General features: G+C 71.6%; 22 protein-coding genes. 8 read left to right on the forward strand and 14 right to left on the reverse strand.

Annotation, left to right across the window (positions count from 1 at the left end):
- Positions 1-79 precede the first annotated feature (79 nt).
- From LCH29_RS03340 to LCH29_RS03360, 5 genes are read right to left on the reverse strand one after another with little or no spacing between them, the layout of a single operon-like run.
- Positions 80-865 carry an ABC transporter ATP-binding protein gene (locus LCH29_RS03340; RefSeq protein WP_446460153.1) on the reverse strand — a complete coding sequence of 262 codons (786 nt, stop codon included), beginning with the start codon at positions 863-865 and terminating at the stop codon, positions 80-82.
- Complete coding sequence (locus LCH29_RS03345; protein WP_446460154.1) at positions 862-1917, reverse strand: FecCD family ABC transporter permease; 1056 nt, start codon at positions 1915-1917, stop codon at positions 862-864. The genes LCH29_RS03340 and LCH29_RS03345 overlap by 4 nt, the downstream gene beginning before the upstream one ends.
- Positions 1914-2960 (reverse strand): ABC transporter substrate-binding protein, encoded by a 1047-nt coding sequence (locus LCH29_RS03350; protein ID WP_446460155.1) that lies wholly within the window; start codon positions 2958-2960, stop codon positions 1914-1916. The genes LCH29_RS03345 and LCH29_RS03350 overlap by 4 nt, the downstream gene beginning before the upstream one ends.
- Positions 2961-3008: 48 nt before the next feature.
- The gene (locus LCH29_RS03355) at positions 3009-3767 is read right to left on the reverse strand and encodes a CbtA family protein (protein ID WP_446460156.1); all 759 of its coding nucleotides are present in this window, start codon (positions 3765-3767) and stop codon (positions 3009-3011) included.
- Between the two features lie 56 nt (positions 3768-3823).
- Positions 3824-4048 (reverse strand): CbtB domain-containing protein, encoded by a 225-nt coding sequence (locus LCH29_RS03360; protein ID WP_446460157.1) that lies wholly within the window; start codon positions 4046-4048, stop codon positions 3824-3826.
- 263 nt (positions 4049-4311) lie between these two features.
- Here LCH29_RS03360 and LCH29_RS03365 point away from each other — a divergent pair, with 263 nt between their 5' ends.
- Complete coding sequence (locus tag LCH29_RS03365) at positions 4312-4878, forward strand: histidine phosphatase family protein (protein WP_446460158.1); 567 nt, start codon at positions 4312-4314, stop codon at positions 4876-4878.
- A 155-nt stretch (positions 4879-5033) separates the two neighbouring features.
- Positions 5034-6365: a S1 family peptidase gene (locus LCH29_RS03370; RefSeq protein ID WP_446460159.1), complete on the forward strand. Its 1332-nt coding sequence runs from the start codon at positions 5034-5036 to the stop codon at positions 6363-6365.
- A 22-nt stretch (positions 6366-6387) separates the two neighbouring features.
- Here the strand turns inward: LCH29_RS03370 and LCH29_RS03375 are convergent, their stop codons facing one another.
- From LCH29_RS03375 to LCH29_RS03400, 6 genes are all read right to left on the reverse strand, one after another.
- Entirely contained in the window at positions 6388-9504 is a 3117-nt protein-coding gene (locus LCH29_RS03375; RefSeq protein ID WP_446460160.1) for a glycoside hydrolase family 2 TIM barrel-domain containing protein, read from the reverse strand.
- Between the two features lie 100 nt (positions 9505-9604).
- Positions 9605-10153, reverse strand: coding sequence for a cysteine hydrolase family protein (locus tag LCH29_RS03380; RefSeq protein WP_446460161.1), 549 nt, complete (start codon positions 10151-10153; stop codon positions 9605-9607).
- 24 nt (positions 10154-10177) lie between these two features.
- Entirely contained in the window at positions 10178-10843 is a 666-nt protein-coding gene (locus tag LCH29_RS03385; RefSeq protein WP_446460162.1) for an HAD family hydrolase, read from the reverse strand.
- 100 nt (positions 10844-10943) lie between these two features.
- On the reverse strand, positions 10944-11189 hold the full coding sequence (locus LCH29_RS03390; RefSeq protein WP_123099031.1) for a hypothetical protein: 246 nt from the start codon (positions 11187-11189) through the stop codon (positions 10944-10946).
- 78 nt (positions 11190-11267) lie between these two features.
- Positions 11268-12320 (reverse strand): cation diffusion facilitator family transporter, encoded by a 1053-nt coding sequence (locus LCH29_RS03395; protein WP_446460163.1) that lies wholly within the window; start codon positions 12318-12320, stop codon positions 11268-11270.
- Positions 12321-12515: 195 nt separating this feature from the next.
- On the reverse strand, positions 12516-13133 hold the full coding sequence (locus LCH29_RS03400) for a hypothetical protein (RefSeq protein ID WP_446460164.1): 618 nt from the start codon (positions 13131-13133) through the stop codon (positions 12516-12518).
- A gap of 118 nt (positions 13134-13251) precedes the next feature.
- Between LCH29_RS03400 and LCH29_RS03405 the strand changes: the two genes are divergently transcribed.
- Positions 13252-15282, forward strand: a complete 2031-nt coding sequence (locus LCH29_RS03405; protein WP_446460165.1) for an amino acid transporter — start codon at positions 13252-13254, stop codon at positions 15280-15282.
- Positions 15283-15303: 21 nt separating this feature from the next.
- Here LCH29_RS03405 and LCH29_RS03410 read toward each other — a convergent pair whose 3' ends face one another.
- Positions 15304-15822 (reverse strand): GNAT family N-acetyltransferase, encoded by a 519-nt coding sequence (locus LCH29_RS03410; protein ID WP_446460166.1) that lies wholly within the window; start codon positions 15820-15822, stop codon positions 15304-15306.
- The gene (locus LCH29_RS03415; RefSeq protein WP_446460167.1) at positions 15819-17153 is read right to left on the reverse strand and encodes a radical SAM protein; all 1335 of its coding nucleotides are present in this window, start codon (positions 17151-17153) and stop codon (positions 15819-15821) included. The genes LCH29_RS03410 and LCH29_RS03415 overlap by 4 nt, the downstream gene beginning before the upstream one ends.
- A 135-nt stretch (positions 17154-17288) precedes the next feature.
- Between LCH29_RS03415 and LCH29_RS03420 the strand changes: the two genes are divergently transcribed.
- Genes LCH29_RS03420 through LCH29_RS03435 form a run of 4 tightly spaced genes read left to right on the forward strand, consistent with a single transcriptional unit; the run spans position 17289 to position 22093 of the window.
- Positions 17289-18344, forward strand: a complete 1056-nt coding sequence (locus LCH29_RS03420; protein ID WP_446460168.1) for an NAD(+)/NADH kinase — start codon at positions 17289-17291, stop codon at positions 18342-18344.
- Positions 18345-18375: 31 nt separating this feature from the next.
- Positions 18376-18999, forward strand: coding sequence for a 2Fe-2S iron-sulfur cluster-binding protein (locus LCH29_RS03425; RefSeq protein WP_446460169.1), 624 nt, complete (start codon positions 18376-18378; stop codon positions 18997-18999).
- Positions 18996-19991: an FAD binding domain-containing protein gene (locus tag LCH29_RS03430; protein ID WP_446460170.1), complete on the forward strand. Its 996-nt coding sequence runs from the start codon at positions 18996-18998 to the stop codon at positions 19989-19991. Before LCH29_RS03425 ends, LCH29_RS03430 begins: the two co-directional genes overlap by 4 nt.
- Positions 19988-22093 carry a xanthine dehydrogenase family protein molybdopterin-binding subunit gene (locus tag LCH29_RS03435; protein WP_446460171.1) on the forward strand — a complete coding sequence of 702 codons (2106 nt, stop codon included), beginning with the start codon at positions 19988-19990 and terminating at the stop codon, positions 22091-22093. The genes LCH29_RS03430 and LCH29_RS03435 overlap by 4 nt, the downstream gene beginning before the upstream one ends.
- Positions 22094-22195: 102 nt before the next feature.
- Here LCH29_RS03435 and LCH29_RS03440 read toward each other — a convergent pair whose 3' ends face one another.
- Entirely contained in the window at positions 22196-23350 is a 1155-nt protein-coding gene (locus LCH29_RS03440; protein ID WP_446460172.1) for a S1 family peptidase, read from the reverse strand.
- Between the two features lie 232 nt (positions 23351-23582).
- Here LCH29_RS03440 and LCH29_RS03445 point away from each other — a divergent pair, with 232 nt between their 5' ends.
- Entirely contained in the window at positions 23583-23831 is a 249-nt protein-coding gene (locus LCH29_RS03445; protein WP_446460173.1) for a hypothetical protein, read from the forward strand.
- The last annotated feature ends 9 nt before the right edge of the window (positions 23832-23840 follow it).

Raw genomic sequence — 23840 nt, forward strand, 5'->3', positions numbered from 1 at the left:
TCTCCCGGTGATGCGCGGGGACTGCATCCGCAGGTGCGCTTGGCGGGTGATGCCGCGGCTTCCGGTCACCCGGTTCCGGTCACCTGGTGAGGAAGCGGATGTGCGGGCGCCCGTCGGGGCCGTCCGGGGTGACGGCCGTGCGCACCCCGTAGACGTCGGCGATCAGCTCCTCGGTGAGGACGTCGCCCGGCGTGCCCGCCGCGGCCACCCGCCCTTCCCGCAGCACCAGCAGCGCGTCGCAGTACATCGCCGCCAGGTTGAGATCGTGCAGCGCGATCACGGTGGTGACCGGCAGGTCCGCGACGAGTGCCAGCAGATCGAGCTGGTGCTGGATGTCGAGGTGGTTGGTCGGCTCGTCCAGCAGCAGCTCCCGGGGCGCCTGCGCGAGGGCGCGGGCGATCTGGGCGCGCTGGCGCTCACCGCCGGAGAGGGTGTGCCACGACTGCTCGGCCCGGTCCGCGAGCCCGGTCCGCTCCAAGGCGTGGCGTACGGCCTCCTCGTCCGCCGCCGAGGTGCCCGACCAGGGGCGGCGGTGCGGGATGCGGCCCAGGCCCACCACCTCGCGCACGGTCAGCTCGGACTGGGTGGCGGCATTCTGCTCGACCACCGCGATCCGGCGCGCGACCGCCCTGCGGTGCAGCTCCGGAAGCGGGCGGCCGTCGAGCGTGACCACGCCCGAGGCGGGGGCCAGCACCCCGGCCAGCAGCCGCAGCAGCGTCGACTTGCCCGAGCCGTTCGGCCCGAGCAGCCCGACGCACGACCCCGGCTCCGGGGCGAGGCTCACCCCGTCCACGATCAGCCGCCCGCCCGCGGCGCGCGCCACGCGCCCGGCGCGCAGCCCGACCCCCGCGTCCCCGTCGGTCATGCCGTGCCCGCCTTCCGGGTGCGGTAGAGGACCAGGACGAAGGCCGGTACGCCGATCAGCGAGGTGACCACGCCCACCGGCACCTCCTGCGGGTCGAGCACGGTGCGGGCCAGCGTGTCGACCCACACCAGGAACACCGCCCCGGTCAGCGCCGTCACCGGCAGCAGCCGGGCGTGCCCGGAGCCCACCAGGGCGCGGGCGGCGTGCGGGAGCACCAGCCCGACGAAGCCGATCGCACCCGCCGAGCTGACCAGCGCCGCGGTCAGCAGCGCGGTGACGGTCAGCAGCACGATCCGGGTGCGGGCCACCCGTACGCCCAGCGTGGCCGCCGCGTCCTGCCCGAACGCGAACGCGTCCAGCGCGTGGGCGTGCACCCCGCACACCAGCAGCGTCACGGCCAGCACCGCGAGCCCGGCCCACACCTCGGCCCAGCCGACGCCTCCGAGCGAGCCGAGCAGCCAGAACAGCACGCCGCGGGTCTGCTCCGCGTCCGCCGCCGTCATGACGACGAATGAGGTCAGCGCCGAGAACAGCTGCATCGCGGCCACCCCGGACAGCACCACCCGGTCCGTCGTGGCGCCCAGCACCTGGCTGAGCACCAGCACCAGCGCGAACGAGACCACCGCACCCACGAAGGCGCCGGCCGAGACGGACACCGCCCCGCCACCGGCCCCCAGCACCACCACCGCGACCGCTCCGGTGGACGCGCCCGAGGAGACACCCAGGACGAACGGGTCGGCGAGCGGGTTGCGCAGCAGCGACTGCATCACCACCCCGCACACCGCGAGCCCGGCCCCGCACACCGCGGCGAGCAGGGTCCGCGGCAGCCGCAGATCCCACACGATGCCGTCGCGGATCGGCGTCAGCCCGGTCGCGCCCCAGCCCAGGTGGGACGCGACCGAGGCCCACACGTCGCCGACCCGGATGTCGGCCGGGCCGATGGTGATGGCGAACGCGATCGACAGCGGCAGCACCACCGCCCCGGCCGCCCACAGCGCCGGGTACCGCAGCCGTCGTACGCGTACCGCGGCCGTACGGGGCCCATCGGTCATCGGTCGAGACCGAAGCGGCGCAGCGCGGCGGCCACCTTCTCGATGCCGTCGACCGTACGGATCGACGGATTCATGGCCTGCCCGCTGAGCAGGACGTACCGCTTGTGGCGCACGGCGTCCATCGACCGGGTGACCGGGTTGGACTCCAGGAACGCGATCTTCTTCGCGGCGGTCTCGGCCGACTCCTGCTTCCGGGTGAGGTCGCCGATCACCAGGACGTCGGGGTTCCGCTCCACCACCGTCTCCCAGTTGATCTGCGGCCATTCCTCATGGGCGTCGTCGAAGACGTTCTTCGCGCCCACCGCGTGGGTGATGGCGCCGGGGGCACCGCAACAGCCCGCCATATAGGGGGATTCGGAGTTGGCGAACCAGTAGAGCACCGAGGTGCCGGACGCGTCGACGCCCTGGGTGGCCTTCCCGACCCGGGCCTTGAGCTTGCCGACGAGCGCGTCGCCGCGCTTCTCCACGCCGAAGACCCGGGCCAGGTCGCGGATCTCGCCGTAGACGTCGTCCATGGTCAGCGGGGTGGTGCGGCTGCCGTCGCCGTCCCCGCTGTTGTCCTTCGTGCAGTCGGCGGGGGAGACGTACGTGGGCACGCCGAGCTTCTCGAACTGCTCACGGGTGGCCACCCCGCCCTTGCCCAGCGTGGATTCGAAGGACGCGGACACGAAGTCCGGCTCCTTGTCGAGCACCTTCTCGAAGGAGGGCGCGTTGTCGGCGAGCCGGGGCACGGTGGCGTTCGCCTTGCGCAGCCCGGGCAGGACGGGGTCGGTCCAGGTGGCGGTGGCCGCCATCCGGTCGGCGAGCCCCAGCGAGAGCAGGATCTCCGTCGACCCCTGGTTGAGGGACACCGCTTGCCGGGGCGGTGCGGTGATGCGGACCTTCTGGCCGCAGTTGCCGTACGTTCGCGGATACCCGGGGGCGTCCTCGGAGGATTCGGAGGACGCCCCCGGGCCACCGCCGCATCCGGTCAGCAACAGGGCGCCGGTCAGGGCGCCGGTCAGCCACAGGGTGGCGTAGCGGGCAGGACGTGCTATCGGCACGGGTGGTGTTTCCTCTGGCGACAGGTGCGGATCGGGCGGGCGGGACGGTCAGTGGGCGACGCCCGCCTTCGCCCGGGCGCTCGGCGCCACGGCCGGGCGCGGGACGAGCAGCCGCTCGGCCAGATACCCGAAGAACAGCCCGAAGGATCCCCACAGGGTCGCCTGGACGGCCAGCGCCGACAGCCGGAACTGCCACAGCAGGGTGGCCGGGAAGCCGTGGGGCACCTCGTTGAACGAGGGCAGGAACGCGTACGCGAGCCCGATCGCGGCGAGGAAGGCGACCGAAGCGGCCACGGTGGCGTTCCAGTTGCCCAGCCGCGGCGCCAGCCGCTTGCCGAGGATCACCGCGGCGACCGTCAGCAGCACACTCAGCACCACCATCAGGAAGTACAGCGTGGTGCGCTGGTCGAGGGTCGACGGATCGCCCACGGCCGGAGGATTGGCCGGGTACTTCAGGAACGGCACCACATAGACGGACACCAGCGCGCCGAGCGACATCAGCGCGGCGGTGGCCCGCGGGCCGAACCGGCCGACGCGCCCGAGGGCGTAGGCGATGACGAGGGCGGCGATGCCGCCGAGGGCGACGCCGTAGATCAGCACTCCGGTGGCCAGACCGGCGGTGGACTGCATGGTGCGGCTGACGAGTTCGACGCCGCCGTGTTCATGGCTGTGCGCTTCCTCGTACCCGATGGCCGCGTCCACGCGCGGCTCGCCCAGCAGATACGCCACGACCAGCGCGAGCAGCCCGGCGGCGAGACCCGCGAGCATGCCCCGGACGAGCAGCGCCCGGACGGATATGGAGTTCATGGTGTGTCGATTCCCCTGATGTGCAGCTGAAGCCGAGGCGGTGAGTGCGGTCGGTGTCAGTGGCAGGGGAAACCGAGCAGATGGCGCCCGTCGTGCACCCACTCGTGCACGTTCTCACCGGAGAGGACCGCGGTGGCGCCCTGCTCGGCGCCGACGAAGTACAGGAGGATCAGCATGAGGACGCCGAAGAACAGCGCCCACGGGGCGATCGCCTTCAGCGAGACGGGGGTGATCTCCGGCACCGGCTGCGAGCTGGGTGCGGGAACGGCGGACTGAGCCATGGCGACCTCCTGGGAACACGCGTCCCGTTTGTTGGTACTCGTACGACGGCGCCGGGTCTGACTCGCCCGCCGGGCGGCCCGCTCTCACGGGACGTATCCGCCGGACACACAGTGGCGCGACCGTGCCGGGTTCTCACCGGACTTCCGTCACGCCGTCGTTTTCCATGAGACCGTAGCGCGCGACACCCGGCCAGCGCTACGGCGCGGTCGCCCGAATCGGAGTCCCCACGGGGGCGGATGCCACGGAATAGGGGGACAAGGCGGTGCGTATCACCCTGCTGGCGCCCGCGGTCAACGCGGCCTTGCGGCTGGTGCGTTTCGACGACGCCCCGCCGGACGCGGCCGCCGCGCGGCGGGCCCGGGACGCCGCGGGCGCCCTGCCGCACCACGATGTGACGTTCACCTCACCGTCCGCGCGCTGCCGCGGCACCGCGGAGGCCCTCGCCCTGGACGCGGCGGTGGCGCCCGAGCTGCGCGACCTCGACGTGGGCCGCTGGCGCGGCCGGTCGCTGGACGAGGTGGGACGGGAGGCGCCCGACGACGTCGCCGCCTGGCTGGCCGATCCGGCGGCGGCGCCGCACGGCGGTGAGTCGCTGCGGGAGCTGATCGAACGGACCGGCACCTGGCTGGAGTCGAGGGCCGGGCAGGAGGCGCGGGTGCTGGCCGTCGCCGACCCCGCCGTGATCCGCGCCGCCCTGGTCCACGCACTCGACCTGCCCCCGCGGACCTTCTGGCGGCTGGACGTCGCCCCGCTCACCGCGACCGAGCTGAGCGGCCGGTCCGGCCGGTGGAACCTGCGCTGCGGACTGCCCCTGACGCCCCCGGAGTAGACACGCCGTACGCCGATTCCCCACCGCGTCAAACAGCCGCGCTCCGCGGTGAGCGCGACGCCGATCCCGCCCGTATGAAGAGGGAGGGCCCTCGCCGGCCGAGCCCTGGCTCTGGTTGTCGGCGACGCGCTGGATCGACGTAAGGAGACGTGGTGGTGAAGCACACGCGGCGAGGCGTGCGCCATGCAGTACGGTACGCGGCCGTCGGTGCCATGGTCTGTGGCGGACTGCTGGTCGCCCAGTCCTCACCGGGCGGATCGGCGCACGGGGCGGAGAGCGGCGGCTCCTCGCAGGTACTGGACGGGAAGAACGCTGAAGGAGCCGCGAGAACGGACCTCGGGAGCCGCCTGGTGAACGAGCTGGGGACGTCCCGTACGGCCGGGAACTGGACGGCCGCGGACGGTAAGCCGGTCGTCGCGGTGACCGACGACGAGGCGGCCGACGCGGTCAGCCGGGCCGGGGCACGGGCCAAACGGGTGCGGTTCAGCATGGAGCAGCTGCAATCCGCCACCGAGATGCTGCGTTCGGCGCCCCGGGTGGCCGGCACCGCCTGGATGGTCGACCCGAAGTCCAACAAGGTGATGGTGATGGGCGACAGCACCGTCTCCAGCTCGGACTGGTCGAAGCTGAAGCACATGGCCGAGCCGATGGCCGACGAGGTGAACATGCAGCGCACCACGGGGACGTTCACCACCAAGACCAACGGCGCCGCCCCGATCTTCACCAACGGCAGCCGCTGCTCGGCCGGTTTCAACGTCACCAACGGCCAGACCGGCTTCATCCTGACGGCCGGGCACTGCGGCCCGCCCGGAACGCCCTGGTTCCAGGACACCTCGGGCAGGACGAGCATCGGCACCACCGTGCAGACCAACTTCCCCGGCAACGACTTCTCCCTGGTGCGCTACGACAACACCAAGCTGTCCCGGAACAGCGTCCTGGACGTGGGCAGCAGCCAGCAGGTGAAGATCACGAACGCCGCCGACCCGACCGTGGGCCAGGAGGTGTTCCGCAGCGGCGCCACGTCCGGACTGCGCTCCGGCAAGGTGACGGGGCTGAACGCGACGGTGAACTACCCCGAGGGCAGCGTCAGCGGGCTGATCCAGACCACCGTGTGCGCCGAGCCCGGGGACAGCGGCGGTCCGCTCTTCGTCGGGAACACGGCGCTCGGCGTGACCTCGGGCGGCAGCGGCGACTGCACCAAGGGCGGGGTGACCTTCTTCCAGCCCGTGACCAAGGCGATGACGGCGCTCGGCGTGACCATCCCGGGCACCAGGATCGGTGACGCGGGCGGCTCGGCCGACAACTCCGCCATCGCCTCGGGCACCCAGGCCGCCCAGGACGACGCGACCTCGCTCGACGGCATCATGGAGCGGGTGCGGGCGTTCGGCCCCGGCCTGTGGATCATCGCCGGTGGCGTCGTCGGCTTCGCCATCAGCCTGCGCCCGCGCCGTCGCCGGTACAACAGCTACTACTCCCCGGGCTGGTGAGCCGGGCCCCCGGGGAGGCGGGTCAGGCCTCGGGGACGTCCAGCAGGACGATCCGCTGGGCGCCCTTGGCCTCCCCGGGGTACCGGCTGACCAGGTCCAGACGGAGCCGGGTGGTGCGCACCGGGTCGAAGGTGACGACGGTCGGGGTGTCGGACGCGTCGGCCCAGGTGATGTCCGCCCCGCGGACCGGGGTGAAGCGGTGTCCGTCCCAGGCGGAGACCGTGATCGAGGCGGGGAGGGTGTGGGTCGCGTCGAGGGTGAAGGACACCTCGACGCGGTGCATTCGGCGTTTCCCGGCCCAGGTCACCGAGACCCAGTCGGTCTTCCTGGCCCCGTTGAAGGCGGGCAGCAGTGCCGTGGCGGGCTTGGTGAAGGCGTTGGACCAGCCGGTGGCCGGGTCGCCGTCCAGCATGGCCGCGGGCAGCGTCTGGGGCGATCCCGAGTAGCTGGCGTCGGCCAGCGGGTACGCGGGCGCGGTCGGACCCGGGTCGGGCGCGAACGGCCGGGTGGGGGTGACCCTCGCGGATGTGCCTCCGGTGGCGCGGACGGTGGTGGTGGCCCTGCGCAGCCCCGCCGAGCGGGCGGTGATGGTGAGGTGCCCTGGCTTGGTGCCGGAGCGGACGATGGCCAGGGCCTTGCCGTGGTAGGCGGTGCGGGTGCTGGCCTGGTAGCGCTCGGCGCTTTCCTGGCGTCCGTTGTCGACGCCCGCGAGGGCGCCTCCGGAGACGTCGAAGGAGATCAGGTGGTCCGCGGAGGGCACCAGCACGCCGTGGGCGTCGACGATTTCGGCGGTGATGAAGCACAGTGACCGGCCGTCGGCGTCGACGGTGGTGCGGTCGGGGGTGAGGCGGATGGTGTGGGGGCGTCCGGCGGTGCGGAGTGTGTCGGTGGCGACGACGCGGCCGTTGCGGCGGGCTACGGCTTTGAGCTCTCCGGGGGCGTAGGGGACTTTCCAGGTGAGGTGGAGTTTGCCCGCGCTGTTGTAGGGGCTGGTGTAGCTGCCGGGGTAGGGGCCGGTGGTGACGGTTTTGTCGTCGCCGGTGACTTCGGTGGTTTCCAGGTAGGTGCGGCCGTCGGTGGTCTTCTTGGTGTCGAAGCGGCGAACACCGAGCGAGTCGCCGTTGAGGAAGAGTTCGACGGCGTCCACGTTGGCGTAGGCCCAGACCTCGACCGTCTCGCCCGGCCGGTGGCCGGTCCAGTCCATGGGCAGCAGATGGACCATCGGCTCGTCGGTCCACTGGCTCTTGAACAGGTGGTACATGTCCTTGGGAAACCCGGCCGTGTCGACCGCGCCGAAGAAGGACGCCTTCACCGGGAACACGTCGTACGGGGTGGGCTCGCCGATGTAGTCGATGCCCGACCACAGGAACTGCCCGGTGAAGAACTTCCGGTCGCGGTCCTTCTTCAGCCCGTACTCGCCGCTCATCGTCCACGAGGCGAGGTTGTTGTCGTAGGAGGAGGGCTCGCGCTTGCCGGGCGTGTGGTTCTCCCCGGTGTTGAGGTGCTCGGGCTCCTGGTAGGCCCCGCGGGAGGACGTTTCGGAGGAGGACTCGGACTCGAACAGGAACAGATGCGGATAGCGGGCGTGCAGGGCGTCCACCGAGGCGGCGGTGTTGTAGTTGAGGCCCAGCCCGTCCAGCTTGGCCAACATCAGGTCGGCGGCGGAGCCGGGGGAGGGGAGGGAACGGTACTTGTCGGAGCCGATCACCACCGGCCGGGTGGCGTCGGCCTTCTTGACGGCGTCGATGAGCCGCTCCGCCATGCCGAGCCCGGCGGTGCTGGTGGAATCCGGGATCTCGTTGCCGATGGACCACATGATGACCGCGGGGGAGTTACGGGCGGCCCGCACCATCTCGGTGATGTCCGCCTCGCTGTGCTCGTCGAAGAAGCGCCCGTAGTCATACGGGTTCTTGCCGGTGCGCCAGCAGTCGAACGCCTCCACCAGCATGACGATGCCGAGCCGCTCGCAGATCTCGATCAGCTCTGGTGCGGGCGGATTGTGCGAGGTGCGCAGGGCGTTGACGCCCATGCTCTTCATGATGGTCATCTGGCGCAGCGCGGCATCGGCGTTGAACGCGGCGCCGAGTGCTCCGAGGTCATGGTGGAGGTCGACGCCCTGAAGCTTGGCGTACTCGCCGTTGAGGGTGAGTCCGTGGTCGGGGTCGATGGTGATGTGGCGGATGCCGAAGGAGGTGCGGTAGCGGTCGGTGGTCCTGTCCCCGACCCGTAGTTCGGTTTCCAGGGTGTAGAGCCGGGGTGTGTCGAAGGACCACAGCCGTGGCTTGTCGACGGTGAGTTCCTGGGTGGCGTCGCGGGTGGTGTCCGCGCCGACGGTGACGGTGGTGCGGGCGCGGGTGACCGTCTTCCCGTCGGGGTCCTTGAGGGTGGAGACGATGGTGACGGACTGGTCGTCGCCGGTGGTGTTGACGACGCTGGTGCGGGCCCGCACGGTGGCGTGGCTTTCGTTCGGGGTGGGGGTGGTGATGTAGGTGCCCCAGCGGGCCACGTGGACGGGGTCGGTGATGACGAGGCGGGCGTGGCGGTAGATGCCGCTGCCGGAGTACCAGCGGCTGCTGGGCAGTTGGTTGCGGACCCGGACGGCGAGGACGTTGGGGGTGGTGCCGTCGGTGTGGGCCACGTCGGTGAGGTCGAGGGCGAAGCCGGTGTAGCCGTAGGGGTGGTTGCCGACGAGCTTGCCGTTGCAGTACACGTACGCGTCCATGTACACGCCGTCGAACTCGACGGAGATCCGCTGGCCCGCGAGCGAGGACGGCAGGGTGAAGGACTTGCGGTACCAGCCGAGCCCACCCGGTAAGTAGCCGGTGCCACCGTGGGTGCCGTGGTCGGTGGTCGGCGTGAGTTCGATGCTCCAGTCGTGCGGAATGGCGACCTCGCGCCATGTGGAGTCGTCGTAACCGGGTGCCTGGGCGTCCTCGAAGTCACCGGTCGGGTCGGTGATCCCGCCGGGGTTGACCAGGGCGAAGCGCCAGCCGTCGTCGAGCGGGATGCTCCGCCCGCCGGTCGCCCGGGATGCGGTGGCGGCCGGTGCGGCCGCCTGTGCGGGGATGCCGGTGGCGAGCGTCCCCGCCATGGGCGCGGCGCTGCCGGCGATCAGCAACGATCTACGAGTGACCGCCATGGCGATCCCCTTCTCTTCGATTATGTTGCTTCTTGGGAGGGTTGACGGGCGTCAACTCCTCTTGAGGGAACAGATTCTGACAGTTTCGAACAGGTCGATGTCAAGAGTCCTGCTTCAGTCGCACGTCATCCGTCGAGCAGATCTCGACGTTCATGTTCCGCTCCATCATCCGCAGGGCGGCGTCCGCCAGATCGCCGTGGATGTGTGCCACCGCGTCGTGTGGCACCGCCACGGTCAGATGGCGGATATGGGCGTCGAGGGCGGAGTAGAGCACACACTGCTCGGTGACCTGACCGCACAGGATGATGCGGCTGATGCCGTGCTGCCCCAGCAGATACTCCAGCGGTGTCTGGTAGAAGATCGAGTGCCGGGCCTTGACCACGAAGAGGGAGTCGTCGTCGGGCCTGATGGGCTCCACCAGATCGGCGTGCGGCGACCGCAGCGCGGTGTCCAGGAGTTCATCGTGATGGGAGCGCCAGCGGCCGAAGTTGTCATTGACGTAGATGACCTCGATCCCCGCCTCCCGGGCCCGTGTCACCAGCCGCCGCACCGCGGGCAGCGTCTCGCGGACGGAGGGGAGCAGCAATTCGGCGTCCGCGTGGTCATACGTGTTGATCATGTCGATGACGATGAGCGCGGTGTCGTGCATGCCAGTGCCCCAATGGTGCGTTGATCAGGCCAGCAGGCTTTCGTCGAGGTGGGCCAGCAGGTCCGCCGGACTCTCCCGGATCTCGGCAGCTCCGGCGTCCGCCAGCGCCTCCCGGGGGACGCCACCGGACAGCAGCGCCACACAGGGCACCCCGGCCACTCGGCACGCTTCCACGTCCCAGACGCTGTCGCCGACGAAGACCGCGTCCCCGGGTGGCACCCCGGCGCGCTCCAGGGCCCGTTCGACCAGGTCCGGCGCGGGCTTGCCCTCGCCGACGTCGTCCGAGCTGAGCGCGTCGCGCGTCATGTCGTCGGCACCGATCGCCGCGCGCATGGCCGCCAGTTCGTCCTGACCGGCGGAGCTGGCCAGCACCACATGACGCCCGCGGGCCGCCACCGCGCGCAGCAGCTCCCCGGCGCCTTCGAAGGCGGGCAGCCGGGTGAAGTACGTGGCGTACAGGGTCTTGTGCGCGGAGCTGATGGTCCCGTCCCGCGACCGGTCCCGGTCCTCGCCCAGCAGATGGTCGAGAAGCCGGTCGGAACTCCTGCCGATGGCGAGGTGGATCTGCCGCATCGGCACCGCGTGCCCCGCCTGCCGGAACGCCTCCCACCAGGCCACGGTGTGCAGGTAGTTGGTGTCCACGAGCGTGCCGTCCACGTCGAACAGCGCGGCCTTCCGTACGGTGGCCATCGTCACCTCCCGGGGGTGGGAAAGGGAAGGTGGCCCCCACCCGTGGCGGGGGCCACCTCGTGTGGCAGGGGGTTTTCCGGCCTCAGATCTGGAGCTGGCCTCAGATCTCGTAGTGGTGCCGGTGGTGGTGCGGGTCGGGATCCTCGACCACCGGGGGCGTCGCGGCCGTCGGCGGGATCATCCGGCGGCGCTTGTAGACACTGACGTACGCGGCCATGCCGATGAAGCCGACGGCCATGAGGATCAGGCCCACCAAATGCACATTGAATCCACTGCTGTTCCAGTCCGTCGCGAAGGTGAGGATGCCTCCGATCGCGACCATGAGGATGCAACCGCCCAAGCCCATGAGTATTGCCTCCGAACATCAATTAGCTCTCTTCCGGGCCGGTCCGATCCCGAGTACCCATCAAGGGCACCTCCAATCTCACGGGCGGCCGCCCTCGGCGCCGGTGCCCGCGTCGGCGGCCACGGCCCGGTCGAGCGCCCGGAGGTCCTGGCGGGCCCGGGCGCGGTCCTTGGCGGACGCGTCCGTGACGTCCAGGAAGATCTGGTCGGCGTGCGGCCAGACCTCCGTCATCTTGGCCTTGACCCGCATCAGGACCTCCTCGACCTCTTCGCTGTCGAGCCCGGCGACAAGGTCGATCCGGGCCGCGACCAGCGTGGACTCGGTGCCCAGCCGCATCGTCAGCAGCGTGGTCACCATGTCGATCTCCGGCTGCTCGTCGAGGAAGCGCCGTATCTCCCGCCGCTGCGCCGGATCGATCGCCTCACCGATCAGCCGCCCCCGCGACTCCTTGGCCAGCCGGTAGGCCACGTAGACGAGCAGCGCCCCGATCAGGAACGACGCCACCGCCTCGTACATCCCGTCGCCGGTGAGCATGTGCAGCCACATGCCGAGGAGGGCGAACACCACGCCGAGGCAGGCGGTGGAGTCCTCGGCCAGCACGGTGCGCAGCGTGGGGTCGTCCCCGGCGCGGACCTCGGCGAACATGCCGCGCCCCGCCTTCCGGGCCTTGCCCCGGACCTGGACCAGGGCGCGGACCAGCGAGGAGCCCTCCGCGACGAGGGCCACCCCCAGAACCGCGAGGCCGACCAGATAGCCGGTGTGGTCCTCCGAGCTGCCCGAGTGCAGCGCCTCGGCGCCCTGGAAGAACGAGAAGCAGCCGCCCATGACGAAGATGCCGACGGCGGCGAGCAGCGCCCAGAAGTAGCGCTCCTTGCCGTAGCCGAAGGGGTGCTGGGCGTCCGGGGCGCGTTTGCTGCGTTTGAGGGAGGCGAGCAGGAACACCTCGTTGAGGCTGTCGGCCACCGAGTGGGCGGCCTCCGAGAGCAGCGCGGGGGAGCCCGTGAAGACCCCGCCGATCGCCTTGGCGAGGGCGATGACGAGGTTGGCCCCGAGCGCGACGAGCACGGTGACCGCGGTTCTGGTGTCCTCGCCGGGCCGGGGGCCGGGGGTGCGTGCCGCGGTTTCGCTCATCGTGGGACTCCGATCGGGGGACTCCGTAAACGTCGACTGGTCTGTGTCCCCTCTGGTGTCCCGATACGGCGGTCCTAAGCGTCACGCCCGCCTTCGCGCCCGCGCTCGCGCCCGCCTTCGTGCATGCCCGGAACGCGGCACGCCCCGGGGAGAATCACTCCCTCGGGGCGTGCCGGGTTGTCTCGGTCGGTCGGATCAGCCGGTGGGCGCGCCACCGGGGCTGGCCGGGACCTTGGGCATCGGGGTGAACACGTCCAGCCCCATCACGGCCGCGATCAGCAGGCCGATGACGCCGAGCGCCACCGCGCCCCAGGCCACGGCCGAGACCCAGGTGGTGCCCGAGGCCGACGCGGCGGTGCGCTGCCGCAGCAGCACCACGGCGGCGATGACCACGGCGGCGAGGCCGAACAGCCCGTTGAAGAAGGCCGTGGTGTGCCACGGCGTGCCGTAGACCGCCTCGATCTGGTTGGCGGCGGCTCCGGACTGGGCCTTGATCTGCCCGGTCAGCTGCTCACGCTCCTGGAGCATGGTGCCCAGCCAGGTGCCGGTGAGCGATGCGAGCCCCAGGCCCGCGGCGGCCACCGCGGCCGCGCCGGAGAACACCCCGGAGGAGGCCGCCGGGGCGGCGGCCGGAGCGGTCGCGGGCTCGTCGAGGCGGTCCGCGGAAGAGTCCGTGGCGGTCTCCTCGGCGGGGGCCTCGGTGTGCGATTCCTTTTCGGAAACAGCGTTCGGGACACCCTCCGCCGTTGCTTCTTCGGCTTCTGCGGGCTGCGCTGTGCGGTCGGTCGGTCGGTCCGTCTTGGTGGTGTCCATGGGGCGGACCGTAGGTGCCGAAAATGAGAGTCCGCTGAGAATGGCCGCGGCCTCCGGCCGGGTGCCGCCGACCGGTGCGCGCGGGCCGCTGCGCATACGCTGGCCAGGCAGCCTCACGATGGCTGGAACTCTTCGCCGCATCGAGCCGCCCCGAGCCGCACTGACAGGAGCACACATCGTGACCGGCTCTCCTCACCGCCGGTCCGCCCCCCGGGGCGGACCGCGGCACCGGCTGCGCGCCTGGCTGCTGGAGGGCCTGACCGACATCGCCAAGCGGCAGCCCGGGCCGCACGCCGAACCGGAGAGCCCACACCACGGCCGCCCGTGGTGGCGGGTCATGTGCCTGACCGGCCTCGACTACTTCTCGACCCTCGGCTATCAGCCCGGAATCGCCGCCCTGGCCGCCGGGCTGCTCTCCCCGCTGGCCACGGTCGTGCTGGTGGTGGTGACCCTCGTGGGCGCGCTGCCGGTCTACCGGCGGGTGGCCGCCGAGAGCCCCCACGGACAGGGTTCGGTCGCGATGCTGGAGCGGCTGCTGACGTTCTGGAAGGGCAAGCTCTTCGTCCTCACCCTGCTCGGCTTCGCCGCGACCGACTTCCTGATCACCATCACCCTCTCGGCCGCCGACGCCACCGCCCACCTGGTGGAGAACCCGCACTTCACCGACCTGCTGCACGGCCATGAGGTGGCCATCACCCTCGTCCTCATCGGACTCCTCGGCGCGGTCTTCCTCAAGGGCTTCACCGAGGCCATCGGGCTGGCCGTCGTCCTGGTCGGCGCCTATCTGCTGCTCAACGCCGTGGTGGTGGCGGTGGGGCTGTGGCACGTCTTCACCGCACCGCAGGTGATCACCGACTGGACGGCCGCGCTCACCGCCCAGCGCGGCAACCCCCTGGTCATGGTCGCCGTATCCCTGGTGATCTTCCCCAAGCTGGCGCTCGGGCTCTCCGGGTTCGAGACCGGTGTCGCCGTCATGCCGCACATCGAGGGCAAGCCCGGCGACACCGAGGAGCGCCCCACCGGCCGTATCAAGGGCGCCCGGAAGCTGCTCACCACCGCGGCAGTGATCATGAGCGTGTTTCTGATCACCTCCAGCCTGATCACCACTCTGCTGATCCCGCAGCACGCGTTCCAGCCGGGCGGCGTGGCCAACGGGCGCGCCCTGGCCCACCTCGCCCACGTGTACCTGGGCTCCGCCTTCGGCAGCGTCTACGACGCCGCCACCATCGCCATCCTCTGGTTCGCGGGCGCCTCCGCCATGGCCGGACTGCTCAACCTCATGCCCCGCTACCTTCCGCGCTACGGCATGGCGCCCCACTGGGCGCGCGCCGTGCGGCCGATGGTGCTCGTCTTCACCCTGATCGCGTTCCTGGTGACCTGGCTGTTCAAGGCCGATGTGGACGCCCAGGGCGGGGCGTACGCCACCGGCGTCCTCGTCCTCATCACCTCCGCCGCCATCGCCGTCACCATCGCCGCGCGGCGCGCCCGGCAGCGCGGCTGGACCATCGGCTTCGGGACCATCGCGGTCGTCTTCCTCTACACCACGGCCGCCAACGTCATCGAGCGGCCCGACGGCGTCAAGATCGGCGCCTGCTTCATCGGCGGCATCATGGCGGTGTCCCTGCTGTCCCGGGCGGCCCGCGCCTTCGAGCTGCGGGTGACCAGCGTCACCTTCGACGACATGGCCCAGCGCTTCATCCGCGACACCGCCCATCGCAAGATCCGCTTCATCGCCAATAAGCCGCAGGCCTGTGACCTGGTCGAATACCGCGACAAGCAGCAGCAGATCCGGGCCGACAACGACATCCCGCCCGAGGACGACATCATCTTCGTCGAGGTCACCGTCGCCGACCCGTCCGAGTTCGAAAGCGAGCTGCGGGTGCGCGGAAAGGTGATGCACGACCGCTACCGGGTGCTCACCATGGAGAGCGCCACCGTCGCCAACGCGCTCGCCGCGATGCTGCTGGCGGTGCGCGACGAGGCCGGTCAGCGGCCGCACATCCACTTCGAATGGACCGAGGGCAACCCCCTGGCCCACTTCCTCCGCTTCTTCCTCTTCGGCCAGGGCGAGGTGGCGCCCGTCACCCGCGAGGTCCTCCGCGAGGCCGAACCCGACCGCGACCGGCGCCCCCACATCCACGTCGGCTGATCCGCGCCCCGCGCGGGCCTTTCACACCACGACCGCCCGCCAGCGGACCTCGCCGTCCTGCCGGTGGCCGGTGGGCGCGAGCCCGGCGGTGCGAGCGACGCCCGCCGAGGCCCGGTGGTCGGGGTGGAGGTGCGCGATGACCTGGTTCACGGAACCGCCCGATAGCCACGCCACCAGCGCCCGGGCCGCCTCCGTGGCGTACCCCCGCCCCTGCCACGGCGTGCCCACCACCCAGGCGACCTCGGCGGTGCGGTCGGCCGCGGGGCCGCTCACGGTGGCCTGGACCGTGCCCACCAGGCACCGTTCGGCGCGGGCGTGGGCCACCCAGTTGCACCAGGTCACCTCCGGATCGGGCGAGCCCGCGACCAGGCGTTCGTAGCGGGCGCGCAGGGCCGTGGCGTCCAGCGGGGCGCCGCCGATGAAGGTGTGCAGGCCGGGGTCGGACAGCACCCCGGCCATCTCCGCGGCGTGCTCGATCCGCAGCGGCCGCAGCTCCAGCCGCGCGGTGGGGATGACCGCCGCGCGATCGGGGTGGCTCACTCCGACGCCGCGGCCACGGGCTCGTCGGCCGACAGGCTGTCCATGAACGAGCTGACCGAGAACACCGCCCGCCCGGGCCCGGCCGGGCCGTACCCCGGGGGCGAGGTCAGGCCGTATTCCTCCAGCGTCGCCCGGTAGGTCTCCAGCAGCCGGATGTGGTACTCCAGCGGCGCGCCCTGCGGATTGGCCTTGCCCAGCGGCGTGGTCGGCTCCGGGCACCAGGTGGTGAAGCGGGGGACGACGCCGTTGGACATGAAGAACCGCAGCCCCTCGGCGGTCGAGTCGATGGCCTCGTCCACGCTGGTGAAGCCGAACGGTTCGGCCATCTCCACGCCCGCCACGAAGTTGGGGATCACATTGCGGGCGCCGAACACCTCGGTCGAGTCCAGGATCCGCCGGTGCCACTCGTCCCGGCCGACGTAGCGCTCCTTGCCCGGGCAGTACAGCTCGAACAGCCGCCGGTCCCACACCTCGAAGTTGGGGTGGTAGATGCTGATGCCGTAGTCGTGGAACCGCTGGACGTCGTCGCGCGGCAGCGCCTGCGCCACCACCTTGCCGATCCAGCGGCCCGGGAAGCGCTCCTCGATGGCCTTCGCGTAGTGGCCGTAGAAGTCGGCCTCGTCGCGGCCGCCGACCTGCGAGGTGATCGAGCCGCCGGTGAGGGTGTACGCCTTCGAGGCGCCGGCGGTGTCATGACGGTCGATGATCTCCAGCGCCTCCAGCACCTCCTCGACCGGCTTGACCCCGGTGTACGGGCGGCCCGCCGCCTTGTGCTGGCGCCAGTTGTGGTTGATGTCGCAGTACTGGCACTCCTCCTTGGCACCGAAGTACTGGCACACCCGGAACACCGTCAGATAGACCAGGTAGCCCCACTGGATGGTCGGGGCGACCTCCATCACCGACTTGCCGTTCGACAGCGTGTGCCGGTAGTAGTCCGGCATCGGCGGCAGGCCGACGTCCGCGATCCGGGCCCCGTCCAGATACAGGCCCAGCGCGCCGTCCTCCCCGGCCCGGACCCGGTACGGCGAGTCCGGGTTGACGCGCACCGACACCACGGTGCGCCGCATCCCGTACGGCCCGCCGGTGAGCACGATCTCCTCCGGCGGCCGGTTGAGCGCGGCCGCGCCCAGCTCGGGAAGGGTGCGGTGGTCGAAGGAGAAGATGAAGTACGACTTCGGCTTGACGTCCCCGTCGTCGCCGCCGCTGAGCGCGGAGTCGTCGAAGGCCATGCCGCCGCGCAGCAGGTCCTCCTTGATCACCGCCTCCGGCGGCACCTGCGGGAAGCGCCCCATCAGCTCCTCGACCAGCGCGGTACGGTTCGGGCTCGTCATCTGCTGCACCATCCCTGATTCGATGAGACTCGTCGGCTCCCCCGCAGCTCCGTCATCCCCGCCACCCTAGATCAGCCGCGTGGCCCGCCCGCGGCCGGGCGCCGCGCGCCGGGGCGCTCTACGGTGGGGAGAAGGATGCCTGTCAACCGGCTCGGCCTGGTCGTCCACCAGGCCCGCCCCGCCGCCGTCGCGGCGGCCCGCGCCGCGCATGCCTGGGCCGCCGCGCGGGACATCTCCTGCACCGAGATCGACGTATGGCGCGGGGATCATCCGCGGCGCAGCGCGCAGGAGGAGTCCGCGGCGGCCGGGCATCCCGATCTGATCGTCACCTTCGGTGGTGACGGCACGTTCCTGCGCGGGGCCCGGATCGCCGCCAGGAACGGCGCCGCGGCGCTGGGCGTGAACGTGGGCCGGGTCGGCTTCCTCACCGAGATCACCCCCGACGACGTACGGACGGCCCTGGACGCCGTGCAGGCGGGCCGCACCACCGTCGAGGAGCGCATGATGCTCACGCTCCGGGCGTCGCGGCCGCTGGACATGCCCGCCGGGATGGACGCGCTGCTGCGGTACGGACGCGGGCCGGTGCTGCCCGCGCCGAAGATCCGGCCCGGCAGCCCCGAAGAGCTCGGCTGGGGCGTCGCGCTGGACGTCACCGCCCTCAACGACGTGGTGTTCGAAAAGCTGGCCCGCGACCGCCAGGCCGGACTGGCGGTCTACGTGGCCGGGCAGTTGCTCGCCTCGTACTCGGCCGACGCCATCATCGTGGCCACCCCCACCGGCTCCACCGCCTACAGCTTCGCCGCGGGCGGCCCGGTCGTCTCCCCGCACATGGACGCGGTCGTCTTCACCCCCGTCGCCCCGCACATCGCCTTCGACCGCACCGTGGTGGCCGCGGTGGACGAGGCCGTCGCGATCCGGGTGCTGCCGCACTCCGGGCGGGTGGCCGTCTCCATCGACGGGCAGCGTCGCGGGGTGCTGGACCCGGGCGACTGGGTGGCGGCGTACCGGGCCCCGGCCCGGCTGCGGCTGGTACGGATGCGGCCCACCGAGTTCTACCACCGGCTGCGCGACCGCTTCCGGCTCGCCGACTCGCCCGCCGCCGACCAGGCCCCGCCGTTCTACCGGCCGAGCAGCCCGGTCCCCGACGACCTCGCCCATCTGCGGCTGCCCCCGCCGCAGGACGCGCCCTGAAGGCCCCTACGGAAGATGCGGGGCCTTGAAGATGCGGGGCCCTGAACCCGGTGCCATGGTGAGGGTTGTGACAGCTCAGAGGTTTCACACCGATCTCACGCTGCGTGTCAACGGCACCGACCGGCCCCTCACCCTCGACAACCGGGTGACCCTGCTGGACGCCCTGCGCGAACACCTCGCGCTGACCGGCACCAAGAAGGGCTGCGACCACGGCCAGTGCGGCGCCTGCACCGTCCTGATCGACGGCGAACGGGTGAACAGCTGCCTGGTGTTCGCCGTGACCGCGGCCGGGCACGACATCACCACCATCGAGGGCGTCGCGGACCTCGCCGCCACCGGCGATCTGCACCCGCTCCAGCGGGCGTTCCTGGAACACGACGGCTTCCAGTGCGGCTACTGCACCCCGGGCCAGATCTGCTCCGCCATCGGCGCGCTCGCCGAGGCGGCCCGCGGCTGGCCCAGCCACGTCACGGAGGACGTGGCCGCCGGGGTCCGCGCGCCCGACGCCCTGGACGACGACGAGATCCGGGAGCGGATGAGCGGCAACCTGTGCCGCTGCGCCGCCTACCGGGGCATCGTGGACGCCATCCGCGAGACCGCCGGGGCGAACGGCCAAGGCGTGCCGGGCGTACCGGTCCGGGGAGGTGTGCGATGAAGCCCTTCGCCTTTGAGCGCGCCACCCGCCCCGAGGCCGCCGCCTCCCTCGTCGCGGACTCCACCGAAGCGGTGTACCTGGCCGGGGGAACCAATCTGGTCGACCTGATGAAGCTCGGCGTCACCGAGCCCGCCCTGCTCGTCGACATCACCGGACTGCCGTACGACCGCATCGAGCACCGCGCGGACGGCGGGGTGCTCATCGGGGCCCTGGTGCCGGGCAGCGAACTCTCCGGCGACCGCGGTATCCGGACACGCTTCCCGGCCCTCGCGCAGGCGCTGCTGGCCGGGGCCTCCGGGCAGCTGAGGAACCGCGCGACCACCGGTGGCAATCTGCTCCAGCGGACCCGCTGCGTGTACTTCCAGGACGTCACCAAGCCCTGCAACAAGCGGTCCCCGGGCACGGGTTGCTCGGCCATCCAGGGCAGCCACCGCGACCTCGCCGTCATCGGTACCTCCGACGCCTGCGTGGCCACCAACCCCTCCGACATGGCGGTGGCCCTGGCCGCGCTCGACGCCGTCGTCCATCTGCGGCGCGTCGACGGCACCGCCCGCACCGTGCCGCTCGCCGACTTCTACCTGCTGCCCGGCGACACCCCGCACCGGGAGACGGTGCTCCAGCCCGGCGACCTCATCACCGGCGTCGAACTGCCCCCGCCCCCGCCCGGCGCCACGCACTACCGCAAGGTGCGCGACCGCTGGTCGTACGCGTTCGCCGTGGTGTCCCTCGCCGCCGTGGCCGCCACCGACGGCAGGGGAGCGCTGCGGGAGATCCGGCTCGCGCTCGGCGGAGTGGCGCCCAAGCCGTGGCGCGCGCACAAGGCCGAGCAGCTCTTGGCCGGGCAGCGGCCGACCGAGGACGCGCTGCGGACCGCGGCCCTTGCCGAATTCGCCTCGGCACGCCCGCTGCCGCACAACGCCTTCAAGATCGGCCTCGCCGTGGACCTCATCACGGCCACCGTGCGCGACCTCGTGGCAGGGGAGGGGCGATGACCACACTGGAACGCGCCGTGGGCGCCGAGGTGACCCGGATCGAGGGCCACGACAAGGTCACCGGCACCGCGCTCTACGCGTACGAGTACCCCGTACCGGACGCCCTGTACGGGGTGGCCGTGCAGTCCACCATCGCCCGTGGCCGGGTGCGTTCCGTCGGTGCCGATGCCGCCTTGGCCCTCCCCGGGGTCGTCGCCGTCCTGGACAGCGGCAGCGGCGGTGTGCCGCGGCTGCACCCGACCGACGACCCGGAGCTGTCCGTCCTCCAGTCCGCCGACATCGCCTACCGCGGGCAGATCGTGGCGGCCGTGGTCGCGGACACCTACGAGACGGCGTGTCAGGCCGCGGCCGCGCTGCGCGTCACCTACGAGGAGGAGGCGTACGAGGTCTCACTGCGCGACGGCGATCCGAACATCTTCGTCCCCGACACGGTCAACGCCGGCTACCCGGGCCGCGCGGAGACCGGCGACGTGGACACCGCCCTGGCCACGGCGCCGGTCACCATCGATGCCACGTACACCACACCGCCCGAGCACACCAGCGCCATGGAGCCGCACGCCACCATCGCCGTGTGGGACGGCGACACGCTGACCCTCTACAACGGCGACCAGGGGCCCTGGATGACGGCGAACACGCTCGCCGCCCTGTTCGGGCTCCCCGAGGGCGCGGTGCGGATCGTGGCGGACCACGTGGGCGGTGGCTTCGGCTCCAAGGCGGTGCCCCGGCCGCCCACGGTGCTCGCCGCGCTGGCCGCGCGCGCCGTCGGCCGCCCGGTGAAGGTGGCGGTGACCCGGCAGCAGATGTTCACCATGGTCTCGTACCGGACCCCCACCGTGCAGCGCGTCCGGCTGGGCGCCGAACGCGACGGGCAGCTCACCGCGATCTCGCACAACGCGCTCCAGCAGAGCTCCCGGCTCACCCCGTACTGCGAGCAGACGGTCGCCGCCACCCGCATCATGTACGCGGCGCCCCACCGCCGCACCATCCACCGCCTCTCGCAGCTGGATGTGCCCACGCCGTCGTGGATGCGGGCGCCCGGCGAGGCGCCGGGGATGTTCGCGCTGGAGAGCGCGATGGACGAGCTGGCGTACGCGCTGGACATGGACCCCATCGAGCTGAGGGTGGTCAACGAACCGTCCGTGGACCCCGAGTCGGGGAACCCCTTCAGCAGCCGCAATCTGGTCGCCTGTCTGCGCGAGGGCGCGGCCCGGTTCGGCTGGGCGGGGCGCGACCCCCGGCCCGGGAGCCGCCGCGAGGGGCGGTGGCTGGTGGGCACCGGCGTCGCGGCGGGCAACTATCCCGCCATCACCTGGCCCGCCTCCGCGACCGCCCGCGCGGAACCGGACGGGAGCTTCACGGTACGGATCGCCGCGGTCGACATCGGCACCGGCGCCCGTACCGCGCTGACCCAGGTGGCCGCGGACGAACTCGGCGTGGCCCTGGACCGGGTCACCCTGGAGATCGGCCGCAGCGCTTACGGCTCGGCCCCGTTCGCCGGTGGCTCCATGGGCACCAGCTCATGGGGGTGGGCGGTGAGCAAGGGGTGCCGGGCGCTGGCCAAGCGGCTCGACGAGGTGGCGGGCCAGGTCCCGCCCGGCGGACTGGAGGCCCACGCGGACACCACCGAGGACGTCCGGGCGCGGAAGGACCTCGCGCGCCACGCCTTCGGCGCCCAGTTCGCGGAGGTGCGGGTGGACGCGGACACCGGGCAGGTACGGGTCGACCGGATGCTGGGGATGTTCGCCGCCGGGCGCATCATCAACGCCCGTACGGCCCGCTCGCAGCTGCGCGGCGGCATGTGCATGGGGCTGTCGACGGCGCTGTACGAGAACCTCGAACTCGACCCCAACTTCGGCGACTTCGCCAACCACGACCTGGCCAGTTACCACGTGGCGGCACACGCCGATGTGCGCGATGTCGAGGCGCACTGGATCGAGGAGGAGGACGACCAGCTCAGCCCGATCGGCGCCAAGGGCGTCGGAGAGCTGGGCATCGTCGGGGCGGCCGCGGCCATCGCCAACGCCGTCCATCACGCGACGGGAGTACGGGTGCGCGACCTGCCCATCACCCTGGAGCGGGTGCGCACGGGTCTGAAGCGCTGACCTGCCACAATGAGCGGGGCCCGAAATGGCCCCGCCCGGGTGTCCCGCGGTAACGGCGCGGGACACCCGGAGCGTGAGGGGCAAACGCTCGACGGCGTGACCTTACTGGGCCGCACCGCCACCGGCTCCGCCGTCGCCGATCGTGGCGCCGACCGCCTCCAGCGCGGTGGTCACCGGCTGGAAGAACGTCTCACCGCCCGAGGTGCAGTCGCCACTGCCACCGGAGGTCAGGCCGATGGCCTGGCCGCCCTCGGTGAAGAGGGCGCCGCCGCTGTCGCCCGGCTCGGCGCAGACGTCGGTCTGGATGAGCCCGCTGACCGAGCCCTCCGCGTAGTTGACGGTCGCGTTCAGCCCGGTCACCGAGCCGCCGTTCAGCCCGGTGGTGCTGCCCATGCGCTGGACTTCCTGGCCCACCGACGCCTCGGCCGCCTCGGTGATGTTCACCTTGTTGCCGTCGCCGGTGTTCACCGTGCTCGGGGCTTCGGTGGCGGCGTCGTCGTACGTGGCGAGCGCGAAGTCGCCGGTGCCCGGGAAGGTGGCGTCCTGGACCGTGGCGACCGGGGCGCCGTCCTGGGTCTCCGACCACTCCTTGGCCGCGACACCGCAGTGGCCGGCGGTCAGGAAGCCGGGGTCGCCGCTCTCGGTGGTGACGTTGAAGCCGAGGGAGCAGCGCGAACCGCCGCCGAAGATGGCGTCACCGCCCTCGGCGAAGGTCTTGAACGTGCCCGCGGAACGCTTGACGCTGGCCATGTCCGCACCCAGCGACTTCACGGTGGACTCGAGGGTGTCCCACTTCGCGCCCTTGACGGTGCTGTCCGCCGTGACCTGGAGCTTGTTGGTCTTGGGGTTGATGGCCCAGGCGGTGCCCGCCATGGTGGCCTTCTTCTTGAGCGTCGCCTCGGCGGCCATCAGCGACTTCATGCTGTTCTTGGCGGCCTTGGGGACGGCCCCGGCGCTCTTGACCGCGGCGACCTCGACGTTGTTGTTGTCGCCGATGACATTGACGATGACCTGCTGCTGGTCCTTGTCGTACCAGGCACCGCCGAACGCCTCGCCCAGGCTCGACGCCAGCTGCGCGATCGCGTCCGAGGCGGAATCGGAGTTGAACGCCTTGGGCTTGGCATCGATGGCCTCGGACTTCTTGTCCTGCGAGGCATTGGCGTTGGGCAGCACAATGGCGGCACCCACGACGGCGGCAGCCGCGGCAGCCCCAATGATGATCTTTGTCTTGGGGGCGCGCTTGTGACTCCGGCTCAACTTGTGACCTCCTGTGGGGCGCACGGGGTCGTACGCGGGGGACGGGTTCGCTACGGCAGTGGGTACGCATGGGGCGCCGGTTGTGTTCACACCAATTTCACGGCCGTGCGGTGACAGGTCTCACACCTGGGACGAGGGGCGACAACGTCTGCATCGGTGTCCGTGTGCGGGGTACCGGCCGTTCTGTGTCCCTTTCCGTCCACGGGACCCGCCTACGAGAGAGGAGCGCATCGTGAGTGAGGACAAGCTGCCGGAGGCCCCCGGGGAGCACAGCCCCGCCATCCCCAGGGACCTGCCCGACCAGCAGGCGCAGGGCGGCCCTGACCCCCTGGACATCGACGGCGACACACCGCGGACCGACCCGCCCCACCACCCGGAGGACGTCCCCGACCTGGACGAACCCGGCACCCGTCGGCGCGGAAAGCCACACAGCGGAGGTGTGCACCCCGAGCAGCCGGTGCCGGATGAGCCCTCCGGATGACGATTGATC

It is taken from the genome of Streptomyces sp. BRA346, assembly GCF_052851135.1.

Bases quoted from the DNA above. Each gene is read 5' to 3' on its own strand.
- LCH29_RS03340 (WP_446460153.1), bottom strand. From the start codon at position 865: ATGACCGACGGGGACGCGGGGGTCGGGCTGCGCGCCGGGCGCGTGGCG.
- LCH29_RS03345 (WP_446460154.1), bottom strand. From the start codon at position 1,917: ATGACCGATGGGCCCCGTACGGCCGCGGTACGCGTACGACGGCTGCGG.
- LCH29_RS03355 (WP_446460156.1), bottom strand. From the start codon at position 3,767: ATGAACTCCATATCCGTCCGGGCGCTGCTCGTCCGGGGCATGCTCGCG.
- LCH29_RS03360 (WP_446460157.1), bottom strand. From the start codon at position 4,048: ATGGCTCAGTCCGCCGTTCCCGCACCCAGCTCGCAGCCGGTGCCGGAG.
- LCH29_RS03375 (WP_446460160.1), bottom strand. From the start codon at position 9,504: ATGGCGGTCACTCGTAGATCGTTGCTGATCGCCGGCAGCGCCGCGCCC.
- LCH29_RS03380 (WP_446460161.1), bottom strand. From the start codon at position 10,153: ATGCACGACACCGCGCTCATCGTCATCGACATGATCAACACGTATGAC.
- LCH29_RS03385 (WP_446460162.1), bottom strand. From the start codon at position 10,843: ATGGCCACCGTACGGAAGGCCGCGCTGTTCGACGTGGACGGCACGCTC.
- LCH29_RS03390 (WP_123099031.1), bottom strand. From the start codon at position 11,189: ATGGGCTTGGGCGGTTGCATCCTCATGGTCGCGATCGGAGGCATCCTC.
- LCH29_RS03395 (WP_446460163.1), bottom strand. From the start codon at position 12,320: ATGAGCGAAACCGCGGCACGCACCCCCGGCCCCCGGCCCGGCGAGGAC.
- LCH29_RS03400 (WP_446460164.1), bottom strand. From the start codon at position 13,133: ATGGACACCACCAAGACGGACCGACCGACCGACCGCACAGCGCAGCCC.
- LCH29_RS03405 (WP_446460165.1), top strand. From the start codon at position 13,252: ATGGCTGGAACTCTTCGCCGCATCGAGCCGCCCCGAGCCGCACTGACA.
- LCH29_RS03415 (WP_446460167.1), bottom strand. From the start codon at position 17,153: ATGACGAGCCCGAACCGTACCGCGCTGGTCGAGGAGCTGATGGGGCGC.
- LCH29_RS03420 (WP_446460168.1), top strand. From the start codon at position 17,289: ATGCCTGTCAACCGGCTCGGCCTGGTCGTCCACCAGGCCCGCCCCGCC.
- LCH29_RS03425 (WP_446460169.1), top strand. From the start codon at position 18,376: ATGCGGGGCCCTGAACCCGGTGCCATGGTGAGGGTTGTGACAGCTCAG.
- LCH29_RS03430 (WP_446460170.1), top strand. From the start codon at position 18,996: ATGAAGCCCTTCGCCTTTGAGCGCGCCACCCGCCCCGAGGCCGCCGCC.
- LCH29_RS03435 (WP_446460171.1), top strand. From the start codon at position 19,988: ATGACCACACTGGAACGCGCCGTGGGCGCCGAGGTGACCCGGATCGAG.